The sequence below is a fragment of the Flammeovirga agarivorans genome (assembly GCF_012641475.1).
GTDB classification, from domain to species: domain Bacteria; phylum Bacteroidota; class Bacteroidia; order Cytophagales; family Flammeovirgaceae; genus Flammeovirga; species Flammeovirga agarivorans.
In genome coordinates this window covers 423,321-436,697 of sequence record NZ_JABAIL010000006.1, presented here as the reverse complement: position 1 = coordinate 436,697, position 13,377 = coordinate 423,321, and the positions used below count along the sequence as shown (strand labels likewise).

The 13,377-nt window shown below is 36.7% G+C and carries 3 protein-coding genes; all 3 read right to left on the bottom strand.

Annotation, left to right across the window (positions count from 1 at the left end; genetic code table 11):
* Window positions 1-151: 151 nt before the first annotated feature.
* The 3 genes from HGP29_RS20035 to HGP29_RS20025 all read right to left on the bottom strand — a co-directional run bounded on the left by HGP29_RS20035 (window position 152) and on the right by HGP29_RS20025 (window position 12,843).
* Window positions 152-559, bottom strand: coding sequence for a 5' nucleotidase, NT5C type (locus HGP29_RS20035; protein ID WP_168884209.1), 408 nt, complete (start codon window positions 557-559; stop codon window positions 152-154).
* A 118-nt stretch (window positions 560-677) separates the two neighbouring features.
* Window positions 678-1,739 (bottom strand): PorP/SprF family type IX secretion system membrane protein, encoded by a 1,062-nt coding sequence (locus HGP29_RS20030; protein ID WP_168884208.1) that lies wholly within the window; start codon window positions 1,737-1,739, stop codon window positions 678-680.
* Between the two features lies 1 nt (window position 1,740).
* Complete coding sequence (locus tag HGP29_RS20025; protein ID WP_168884207.1) at window positions 1,741-12,843, bottom strand: PKD domain-containing protein; 11,103 nt, start codon at window positions 12,841-12,843, stop codon at window positions 1,741-1,743.
* Window positions 12,844-13,377 lie beyond the last annotated feature (534 nt).

Sequence of the window (13,377 nt, the reverse complement as noted above, 5' to 3'; positions counted from 1 at the left end):
AATTTTTTGAAATTAATATGCTCATAGATAGGATTGAGGGTACATTTTGTGATTGTCTATTTAATATCTAGTTCAATTCAATAAAAATGAAGGAGTTGATGGGTAAAGTATTAGAAGAGTTTATGCTAAATGATAGCAATGCGTGAGTTTATCAAAGCAGGTAATTAAGAACAGCCTGCCAATCTTTAAATTGTTCGCTTCCAAAATGTATCAATTCACCTTCAAACTGATCAGCACCATTGGCATGAGGGCGGTCATCAATTAAATAATCTCCTTTGTTAAGGTGCTTGTTATGACTCAGAATTAACCTTTTCTTGAAATCATCTCCAAAGTGCTTTTCTATCCATAATCGTTTTTCTTTCCATGCATTGGGATTTGACCAAGGGGCAGTAGATAGAAAGTAAACATTGTAATGTGAGGCTAGCTTTCTAATACTAGTAAGGGCATTTTCGATAGGAGACATTTCCAAAAAGAAGCCCTCTTTTGTTTTATTTTCTGAGGGTTGGTAATCCACAGTTACACCGTCTAAATCGATATATAGAATTTTTTTATTATCCATGTGATTGGGTTTATGTTTTATCTTTCACTATAAAAATAATAGAGAAGAACGTATTGTAGATATGTTTTATAAAAAAGCTCTTCCAAAATATGGAAGAGCTTAAAAAGGGATATCAATATTAACGGTAGTTTCTTGGATCAGCTACACTAGGACAAGAGACATGGTTTCGTTTCTTGTATTTATCCTCCCATTTTTTCTTTTTATCCCAAGATGGGTAAATAACAATCGAATACTCATTCGTGCCCATTGTATTTTGAGTAAGATTGGAAATGGTATAATCATAAGAATAACCGAACTCAAAATTATTGAAACGTACAGAGGTACCGATAATAATAGCATCTCTATTTGATTCTTGTTGTGAATCGATAAATGTTCTATAGCCCAAAGAGCCACCAATGGTAATTTGGTTGTTTTTATACAACATCGTTTTAGAGGCATTTACAGTAAAATCACTTTGATAGATTCCTGCTTGGACCCTCAAAATAAAACTACCACCTACACTAACATCATTGCTGCTTAACTCTTTTAAGATTCCACCATGAACCGTATATCTAACATCTGGCGGTAAAAGAACATTATTGATATCATCGACTTCTTCTCCTGTTTGGAAAAGGTGATGGGCAGCCACTCCAAACCATGTTTCTTTATTGGTCACTAATAAGCCAAACCCTAATTCAGGAAACCAATCTGAAAGCCCGTTGAGATTCTGAGTAGGTGTTCCATCATTGATATCATCAATATTTTTGTATTGTGAACGGATCGCTTTATTAATAATACCAAGCTGTAAGGCCGGTTGTAAATACCAGGTTTTAGATAAGTTACCATGGTACATACGTTTTGGCTTATTCAACGGTATAACATAACCGATCACTCCAGATAAGTTGATGGTATTTAATCCATTGTGTCCTGCAATATCATTGGAAGCGAGAAAACCTACATTCAATTTTTGTAAGGTATTCATTTCAAAGCTTGCATATTGCGTTTGGTATCCACCATCAAGGTTACTCCATTGGTCTCTAACTCCCATTTTCCCTACAAAGGGACTTCCCGTCATACCTACCGTAGCTGGGTTGGTATACAAATTAGAGGTATTGTATTGAGAAAAAAGAGGAGACTGAGCATGGGATGTCTGATAAACAAACATCCCCATAAACATTAAATATATAAATAACTTTTTCATGTTAATCTGCTAGGTAAAGTTGAATGACTTCTTGTTCTTGTTTGACGCCACCCTCAAAACATCCAGTGTAATTGATAATTACTTGATAGATATCAGATGGAGCAGGTTTTCCAGAGAATTTACCATCCCAAGCATCTTCTGGATTGGTTGTGTAGAATACTTCATTACCCCAACGAGAATAAATTCTCATCTCGAAACTATCTACATATTTATATTCTAATTTGAACAAGTCGTTTTCTCCAGGGGTAGAGTGAGGGGTGAAGACAATAGTTTTGCCTTTATCAGACTCCAACATATCAATTTCAGGCCCACAGCAGTTAGTGACATCTATTTGTAATACATACTCACAACCTGCTTCTGTCACTGCTACAACCTCATAAGTACCTAGCTCATAAGCTTCATAAGTCGGTCCTGTTGAAACACTAGAACCTTCCCAGAAATAATACTTAAACCCTTCGGTTACTTGAATGGTAGCGGACTCATCATCATCACAAATAGTTGGGTAATTAGTTGCTTCTAAAGTAAGGTCATCCACACCGTTAAGTGTGATTGACTTTTCAATAGAACAACCTAATTCATTACTTACATATAAAGTATAAGTCCCAGTGATATTTGTAGAAAGGATATTGGATTGTGAAACCACTGTACCAAGTTCATTTTCCCAACGGTAGGTTTTGTAGCCAGGGTCAACAGCAATTTCAGTATCATCTCCATTTGCACAGATTAATGCTGTCTCTGGAAGTTCAATAACCACTTCTTGAACATTGACATAAATACTGGCTTCACTTTGACACCCATTCTTGTCAGTCGCTACAATAGAATACCATTGACTAACCGTAGCTTCTGGTTGAATTAACGCAGTTGTTTCTCCGGTACTCCATTCAACATCCACGGTTCTATCAGACTGATAGAATAACTCAAAGGTTTCTCCTTTACAGACTTGAAGAGTATCCTCATTGTCATTAATACTTAACTCAGGGAAATCATTCAATACTACTTGAACTTCTTGTTGGTATGTACAATTCGTCTCTTTCGTTGTATCTGTTAGAATAATCTGATAACGTCCACTTCGATCTATTTGATAACTTTGGATATTCGTTGCAATAAGTTCGTCTTCTAAGAACCACTCTGAACGTATGCCCACTAAACTTCTGTCCTCAATACTTAAAATAGTACTTTTGGCACAGATTGGACCATCGTAACCTCCAATACTAAATGTAGGTAATGCATTTAAGATGGCAGTAGCAGTATCTGACGCCACAAGACAGCCAGATTTAGTATCGATAACATGAACAAAATAATCTCCTGTTTCACTTACAGGGAATGTAATACCGTTAAATAATACATCATCGGGTTGATAGATATTATACCATTGGTATTCGTATCTATTTTGCTCGTCTACAATATTAATAGAAGCGCGAAGAAGTGCATCTTCTGCATCCTGACAAGTCTCGATATCATTAACGGTAACCGTTGGTTTCTCATTTAACCAAATGTTGATGATCTGTTCAGAAGCACATTGTGTTGGCTTCGTAATATTGGTCATCGTCACTCTATATGCTCCACTTTCAAAGACTGTTACTTCATATTGATCTACAACCCATTCGATATTGTCTTTGTACCAAATTACTTGTACAGAATCTGAAGGTGTTTTATCGAGGTAAAGCCTAACTGTTTCATCACAAGTTGGTGCATCGTAGCCTAAAATTTTGAATGTAGGCGTATGGTCTACTTGAACTCTGGCGGTATCCAAATTACTACAACCTGAATTTTCATTAAAGGCTTCTACAGCATATACACCCGCTCTTTCAGCATAGTATATTCCATCAGTACTTAATACTGTTGATGGATCATCAATATTGTACCATCTATATTGCACTCCAGGTTCATGTTCAGGATCCTCTGCGATAAGTTCAGCAGGAAGATCTACAGAACAAACAGTGGTATCTTTTAGGTTCAATTGTGGAACAGGATATGCCTCAACGTTGATCATCTCTGTTCTAGAACATAAAAGAGGATTATTTAAGTCTGTGACTGTGGCGTAATAAACGCCAGCTTGGTTAACAACAATGGATAAACCATTAGGATCTCCAATAAACGAATCACCAGACCATTCTACTTTTAGTCCACTAATGTTGGTGTTATCGACCATTAGAGTATCCATAGAATTACAAAGTGGGCCATCGTATCCAATAATTGAAAATTCAGGAGTTGGATATACCGTCACTCTAGCTGTATCTAAAACAACACAACCAGATCTTGTATCGGTAATTTCAGCAACATAACGACCATTTTTTTCAATCAGTAAAGTACCATCAGTACCAATAATTGTAGAAGGATCTGAAATAGACCACCATCTGTAAGTAGCCCAATCGTAATGACTAAGATCCTGAGCGATCAGATATACCGGCTCTCCATCATCACAAAGTTCTTTATCTTCTACATTGGCTACAAGTTCTTTTACAATGTAGAATTCTGTATTCCCCGATAATGTACACCCTTTATCATCTACAACTGTTAGGTCCCAACTTTGAAGACCAACAGACATTCCAACAGTTGGAAGACATTCTGAAGTGACTTGTTCACCTGTATTTCTATTGGTCCACTGATAACTGAAATCTGATTTATTCGGTAATTCAATATCAAATTCAGGACAGATGACATTACTATCATCAGTATCACAGAAGACACCATCTTGTGGTAAATGAAGTTGGTATTTGTTGACTTTTAGAGTATCTGTAAAAGTACACCCAGTGTTTTCATCAATGGCCACTAAAACATAATCACCTGCTTCATCTGCAGTGACACAAAGTTCATTGTCTTCAGTAAGGCGGTTTCCATCTTTAGTCCAATAAACAGTAGCCCCAATAATTGGATCCACACACACTTGCTCCGACCCTGAAATACAAATATTCAATGAATCAGGGAGGGCATCTTCAGGAATTGGTGTGCCTGTAACAATCACAAATTGAGTGTTTTGATCCTGACAATTGTTCTCGTTAGTGACTGTAAGTGTAACATTTTGAGAATAAGTAATCTCTGTAGTGACAGCAGCTGAAGTAAATATCTGACCGTCTTCAAATTCCCATAGATAAGAAATGACATTTTCAGAGGTAGAAGTTAGTGTAGTTTCTTCTCCGCCACATATCTGATCAGGGACATTAAAAGATGCTGTTGGGATCGCATAAATTTCTACTTCTTTACTTATTGTTCTTGAACAACCTATTACCGGATCTGTAGCTGTAAGTCTAACTGTAAATGGTCCGGTTGTACTGTAGAATTTTACTGGAGGTGTATATCCATTGTATGTTTCTCCATCTCCAAAATCCCAATAGTATGTATAACTACTATTTGAAGTATTGGTAACTTGTAATCCTTCTGTAATACAAATGGCATCTACCATTTCAAAATCTACTTCAGGAGAAGTTTTAATGTCTACATTTTGTGTATAGCTATCAGAATGACAACCGTTATTAATAGACATGGTGATGGTATAATTGCCTGCCTCTTCATATACATACTGTAAAGCGATACTATCTTCTATAATAGTACCATCTCCCATATCCCAAACGATCTTATTCTGTCCTAATAGTTGATTACTTGTGATGTTAACAGCAGTGCCTTCGCAACCACTTTGAGGGGTAACATTAAATAATGCATGAAGTTCTTTTGGCTTCACCACAACGTTTTTACTCATTACAGTTGATCCACAATCACTAAAGGCCGTTAATGAAATAGTTCTAGTGATAAATTCTGAAGATTCATTGGTGTAGGCATGCTCTATTAGCCCTTTTTCTGTGGTAGTGAAAATAGGGGTTCCATCACCAAAGTTCCATTCATATTTAGTAGCAATACCTTGAGTGAAGTTGTACATTTCTGCTACCTCATCAGCACAAATTGTATCCTTCGAGACGATAAAATCAACGATAGGTAAAGCTTTCACCTTAATAGAATCCGTAAACACTGAAGTACCGCAAATATTATTGACTGTCAGTGTTACATAATAAGTCGTATCGTTCAGACCTTCATTGATGTAGGTAATAGGTGAAGGATGCTCATCGGATGAGATAATACCATTCCCAAAATCCCAACGGTAGTTCATGGCATATCCTTCAGATTGATTATCAAATACTACATTCAATGGAGTACATCCACTAGGATCATAAGTCATAGTGAATAAAGCAGCAGGAGATTCTACTATTTGGATCGTTTTCGTGATGGATGTTTCACACCCCTTATCCGTAATAGCATACAACGTTACATCAATAGTCTCTGTAACAGAGGTAAACGTATGGTAACCATCTTTTTCAGTAGATCCGCTGCCATCTCCAAAATCCCAACGGTAAGAAACTGTATGTCCTGGAACATCAGACGTATTATTGATAAAGACTGCTTCCGTATTGACACAATAGGCCGCGTCAGTAGCCAAAGTGAAATCAGGTGTAGCCAATGGAGTTACTCTTACCCACACTTGGTCTATTGTTGTACAACCTGTAGTAGGGTTCTTTGACGTAAAAGTTATTTCATAATTTCCAATGCCAACACTTTCAGGGTCAAAAATGATATTCTCATCATCAACGATTCCTTGTCCACTCCATTCTTCTTCATTACTATCAATATAGATTGCTGATGTTTTTGCTCTAAGATCAAAGGCAGGGTCGTTGAGGCAGACTTCAATATTGTTACCTGCATCAATCACAGGCATCTCATGTACAGTAATTACTTTTTTGTCTTCTACTCTACAACTACCGCTTCCTACGGTATAAACTACAGTGAATTCACCTGAAGTTTCAGGTTTAAAAGTACCATCAGCTTCTATGGTAGCACCTGCAGTTTCTACACTCCATACACCTCCAGAAGGAGCAGCACCTTGCATTACTAGGGTTTCATCACCGATACACATTTCTTGCTCAAGACCTGCAGTTACATCTTCTGGATTGTTGATATTGACTTGAATCGAAGTTTTACTTTCACAACCTGTATCACTAATAAAAGTATAAGTTAATTCAATAATACCCACTGCACCGCCATTCTCAAGAACAGCTTTAGAAGGGTTGAAAATATTTCCCGAAACTCCTTTTCCTGACCATTGGCCAAGTCCATCTGATGATGTAAATGGACCATATTGATCTAGATTGATATCTGAATCTGTATTACAAAAGTTGGTAGGTACAGTAGATAGATCTAATTGAGGTAGTTCATCTACAAATACATCAATACTTGCTGTTTGTTCGCAAGAAGATATTGCCCCATTGTATTTGAATTGATATTTATAAGTAAGCGTATAGGTTGTATTTCCTTGAGAAGGGGTAAAGATACCTTCAGTGGTGATGTCTGTTCCAGACCATTCTTCTAATACAATATCTCCTTCACTAATATCATCAGGGTTTCTTGTAACGACCATGGTCTTTGATGAAAACTGACAAATGTTTCCAGGGTCTGTAATGACCAAAGTTGGTAAAGGCTGTACAGTAATTTCCACAACGTCTGTCTCTGCTTCACAGCTCACATTACCGTTGCCTGTAGATTGTTCTACTTTCGCATGATAATTTCCGGATGTTGTTACCACTAGTCTGTATTCGTTTTCACCTTGGATTTCTATACCATCTTTAAACCAAGTGTAGATAAAGCTTGGATCTTGTGGAAGAGAAAGTTCTGCAAAATCATTTTCACAGATAACAGGAGCACCATGGGTAATAGTTATAGCTACCGATGGAAGATCAATTTGTTTTACTTCTTTAGCTTCGGATCCTGTCTGACACCCATTTATTGAGGTAACCACGACCTTATATTGCCCAACTGTTTTTGCTGTATATGTTTTAGAAGTTGCCCCTGTGATATCTTGAAAATTCCCAGAGTTATCTTCCTTTTGCCATTGGTATGCTACAGTAATATCAGATTCTGCAGTAAGTAAAGCAGAGATCTCTTGCCCATCACAGAATGATAATTGATCTGCAGCAATTGTTGCCGTTGGGTAGTTGTGTTCCTTAATTACTATAGGATCAGTCATAATCGATGTACAACCATTTTTTGTTACGATTAAAGTATAACTTCCAGCAGTTGTTGCGATTAATACTTTATCATTCGCACCATTGATAATAACACCATCTTTATACCATTGGTAAGTATCCATGTCTGTTTCATTGGTATTGATTGAAACATTAATAGGTTCTCCCAAACAGTAATCGGTCGCATTTGTAGTTGAAATAGTAGCCACCGGAAGTTCTTTGATAATGATATCGACAGCATCAGAGGTCTCATTACAGCCTTCACCAATTGTGACATTTACTTTATAACTACCTGCTTTGCTTACATTGATTGTTTCTCCGTTACCAACAGGATCATCATTTTCGTTGACCCAAGTATAGGTTAAGTTATTGTCATAAGGAGTCACTTTTAGAACAACACTTTCACCATCACAGATCTCTTTATCTTCTACTTGTACATCATCGATCAAGACTACTGGTGCTTGCTCATCATATTGGGTGACAGTAATTTTAGTAGAAGCGATACAATCATTATTGGTTTTCACTTCTAACTGATATTCGCCAACGCTCGTCACCGTTATTGTTTCATCTGTACCTAATAAGGTTCCTTTTTCGTCGGTCCATAAATATTCGACATCAACTAGATCGCTAAGATTACTAATATTTGCTGTTAATTCAGTATTGATATCTTCATTTCCACACCAAACTACCTTATTTGAAAAATCTATAGAAACGATTGGTAATGGAGCAACAACTACTTCAACACGATCTGTATTTTGACAACCTGTATTCACATCGGTGACCGTTACTTCATATTCAAAAGTATCAGCCATAGTCGTTAATGTGGGTAATACCGTTGGATTGGCACTACTTATATCAGATAAGTTTGGAGCATTTTCCGTTAACGCTTTCCATGTGTAAGTGTAATTTGCAATTGCTGTAGATCCAATACTAATAGTACTTTCCTGACAAACAGTTTGATCATCACCAGCATCCGAAATAACTATAGGATGGTGTGAAATCGATAAAATATTAGAATAGACAATACATCCTTCAGTTGTCGTAAATCTAAGCTGATAATTGCCTATTTCTGTGCCGTTATAGTTAGCATTTGTTTCACCAGGTATGTCAACAAACTTCTTGCTGATATCATCTTCTTTTAGCCATTGGAAAGATCCAGATTCTCCTGATGTACTTGCAGTGAAATTGGTAGAAATCACGTCTCCAATACAAAAAACACTTTCGTCTGCTGAAATGATTACTGTTGGTTTTGGTAAGACTGTTAGGCTTACTTCGTCAGGTATAGAAGTACACCCTCCACCATCAATAGTAATGAGCTTATATACTCCAGCTTCAGTAGCTGTAATTTCATTACTACCTCTTGTGATTTCTACATTGTCCTTGTACCAAATGTAATCATCGGCAGTATTCTGAGAACTGATGATGACATTAATATCTTCATCATAGCAAAATTCACTTTTAGCTAATGGTGTAATGACCGCTTGAACATCTGAGGCTTGAATAATTTCAAAATAATCAGAAGTAGATGTACAACCTTTGTAGGAAACTTGAATGGTATATCGACCTGCCGTTGTAGCTGTATAGGTTGGATTTATCGCTCCAGTTATCTCCACATCATCTAATAACCATTGATAAGTCGTTCCTGATAAGGAGTGATCAGTATTCGCTTCTAAAAGTAAGTTGGCATCACCACAAATTTCTATCGGGGTTCCGGTTGTAATAATTTCAGCCACTGGGGTAGGGTGGACTACCACAGAGAAATTATGTTTTTCACCATCACAGTTGTTTGCTGAAGAAGTGACTTCTACAATCACTGTTTGATCTTGATTGGTGTTATTGATAATTAATTCTTGAAATAGGGCAGTACTATTACCATCATTCGCTATTATAGAACCATCGTATTGGGACATGGTAAAACTTGGACTTTGGTTCGTCACTTTCCATGAATAATAGATTGGAGCGTTGATGATATCAGAACTTACATCTACTGAAGCATTTTCACCTGAACAAAATTCGGGTAATTGATTATCAATAGTGAAGTCAACATGTGGTTGTACAGTAACGATAACTTCTTGTTCATCACCCAAACAGCCATTATATTCAGTATATATTCTATATTTCACTACCTGTGTTTGGTAGGTCTTATTCTCAATTTTTAATTTCCATAAGGTGGTAGATGAACCATCAGAAACCACTAAGTTTCCATTGTTTTCAATCACTTCCCAATAGAAAGTAGTGTTCGCTACATCACCAGTTAATGAAATACTTTCTTCAATATCAGAACACAATTCAATAGCATCAATTGGTGCTAATGTAGGAGTGGGGTTTACCTCAATTGTCACCTCTTTAGGTAGACCTTCACAACCATCTGATACGGGTGTAATATCATAAGTAACACTACCTATTACATAACTACTGTTGGTTAGCTTTTGTTGAATCGTATATAATCCATCTGTGACTGTGGCTTCTCCATCTGTAGCACCAGCAACATTAGTAATGTCTTTTACAATCCAACGATACGTAATGTTAGGTGAATTGATGGCTTCTAATGTTATTTCACTGTTGTCTTCAGAACAAATTTGTGGAGCTACGGCCTGAGCAGTAAAAGTGGGCAGAGGATTGACTGTCACTTTTCTTGTATCTGAATTGTTACAAGCATTAGCATCTGTTGCAGTTAGTGTTAATGTATATTCTCCGGTACCTGTCATTTGAGGATCGAAATAATAATCATTCCCATTCTGTACAATTCCGTCTCCACTCCAAACGCCATCTGATGGTGTAAACCCTGTTAGAAGTACTTTTTCATCTCCTTCACAAAGCGTAAGATCTTCTCCGGCGTCTACTTCTGGAGAAGCGTAGACTATAATATCCACCGGTGGATCTGTTGGGCAACCATCCGTTAAGGAAACCCCAATATTGTAAGTTACTTTTTGGTCTGTTTTCGATGTATTAATTAAAACATGTTTGATAGCATTAACGGTACTGTTTGTAGTACTATTGATATTGCCATTTTCATAACCAATGACATTAGAATTATCATTAACGGTCCATGTATAGTTGATTACTCTTGTCGGATCATTTTTCCAATTATTATTGTCTTGACGGTTGTTTGGGTCGTCATCATTGATATCGTATTGAAAGATCGTTTCCAATACAATGTTAGTTTCTTCATTGGAACAGAAGGCCGTTTTTAAGTTGGTAGCATCAACATGCGGAATAGGCAATACCGTTAAGTCTGCAGATACCGCCAATTGACTTACCTCTCCATTTTCGGTATAATCTACGACTACAGAATAAGTATACTCACCGGCATACGTTGGGTGTACTTCAATACTCGATGAATTCGTATTCGAAGGCAATCCTGCGGTAGCACTAGGCGAAGCGGTCCATGTGTAGGTGACATCAGTAACGTCAGGGTTACCAGAGAAATCTACTGTAGTGAGGGTTGAGGTTCCATCAAGACAGAAATTTCCGTCTGATACAGTAATAGTAATCACCTCTAGTTCTGCTTGATAAGTATGTACCACTTGCCCCACAGTTTCACTATACGCCACACATTTATAAAATCCTGCATGGGATTCATCACAGTTGAGGATCTCTAATGTTGTACTGTTCGCATTAGCTGATGTAGTTACTTTTGACCAACTATTACCTCCTTTGGGTTTATAGTACCATTGGTATTCGATGTCATTATTAATGATTGAGCCTTCTGCCTTTGCAGTAAATTGTGCACTCTCTCCGTAGCCTACTTTCTGTTTTTTAGGGTCTTTTGTGATGTATAAATCATGAAATTCGGAGAAAAAACCATCTCTTGCACCATTATAATCTCTATCGTAAGCATCATCAGTAGCTATATTTTCATGGCTACTTGCCATACCTGCAGTGTAAATAGCATCTTTTGAGTTTAATGCGATGCAGAGACCTTCATCGGTAGCTGTATGTCCGAAGTATGTGGCCCAATTTACTGATCCATTGGAGTTGAATTTTGTTACATATACATCTTTTTCACCACCAAATTTATCTTGATAAATCACATTTGATGATGAAGAAATCAAGTTGTCACTTTCTGTAATTCCGGTAATGAAAATATTACCTTTTGAATCTATAGTAAGTCCTTGAACCGTCTCTACTTTTGATCCTCCATAATTATCAACTAGTGTTTTATTTTCATTTCCAGAAAACTGATCAATCTTAACAATAGAGATACTCTTTTTAGTTTGCCCTGCTACATAAAGTTGGTTACTGTTATACTCAATCTGGATAGGTTCGTCTTTAAAACTTGTAGAAAAATTACGGGCCCATTCAAAGGTATTGTTGTTATTTACTTTAGCTACAAATCCATCACTACTCAATGTTATCTGCCCAGAAGAAGAAGGGAATTTAGTGTCATCATATAAATATCCTGTGATATATACGTTGGTATTATCCGTAGTCATATTGGATAAGAACTGTACATCACCTTCGATGGTTTGTTCCTTAATAAGTTGGCCATTGAAGTCAAAGGATGTGACAAATGCATTATTTGTGCTCCCTCCGAAATAATGCCCCATCACAAATATTTGCGTATTCGTAATGCTAATATCAATACCATTACTTGTGGTGGCGGTGCCAAAGGTTTTTTCCCAAATGAGTGCCCCTTCGGAAGAAAACTTAGCCAAAAATGCTTGATCTGACTTTGTACCCACGATGTAGACATCATCGTTATGTAACGCGATAGCGTTACCTTCATCTGCATCTGCATTACCATAATAGGTACTCCAAAGGCGGGTTGTGCCTTTTTCATCCATTTTTACAAGGAATGCATCTGATAATCCGGTATTGGCCTCACCATTAATAGACTCTTGATGTGCACCACTACTAGCGATATTTGTATCACTAGAAGTTTTACCGATTAAATAAATTGAGCCATCTGATCCAATGGCAATGTCGCGAATTTCTTCGTCACCCACATACCCATAATATGATGCATTTTTCACATCTACTACCTTTCTCGGATCATTTTCAGTATGTCCGTCAGAAGGAAATTGGGCATGAACTGGGGCAAAGAAACTAAATACTATACTGCATAGTATTAAATAGTTACACTTGAAGTTCATTTGATACTTTCGTAAAGAATATTAACCTGCTTAAAAAGTTAGACAAGCTTGTTTGTTGTTAGGTAAAAATGCTTATCCGTGGTCTCAACAACGAAAATTATACCACAGAATAACATAATTTACATCCTCAAAAACTGCTTTTATTAATCCATTGATAGTCAATAGCTACTCCCTAACAATTAAGAAGTGAATAAATGTAAATATATATTTGTATTGCAAATTTATAGTTTCTTAGAAATGAGAGATTGATCATTTCTTTTGTAGTAGAGCTTTATCAGCTTACTTATCATTTTTATGGTCTTCATTATAAGCGGAATGTTGATAACAGATTTTTGTAAATATCACACAAAGTAACAATGTATCATTTTAAGGATTAAACATGTGGATATAATAATTATTAAGTAACCAAGTGGATAGACGTTACTTCGTTTCATCACAATTGTTTTTTGTATTTCTATTTGAATAATAACTGATATAGCACTTCAAAAGGGAGAATAATTTTTTTTTCGTCATCGGATAGGGGTAAATCATTCT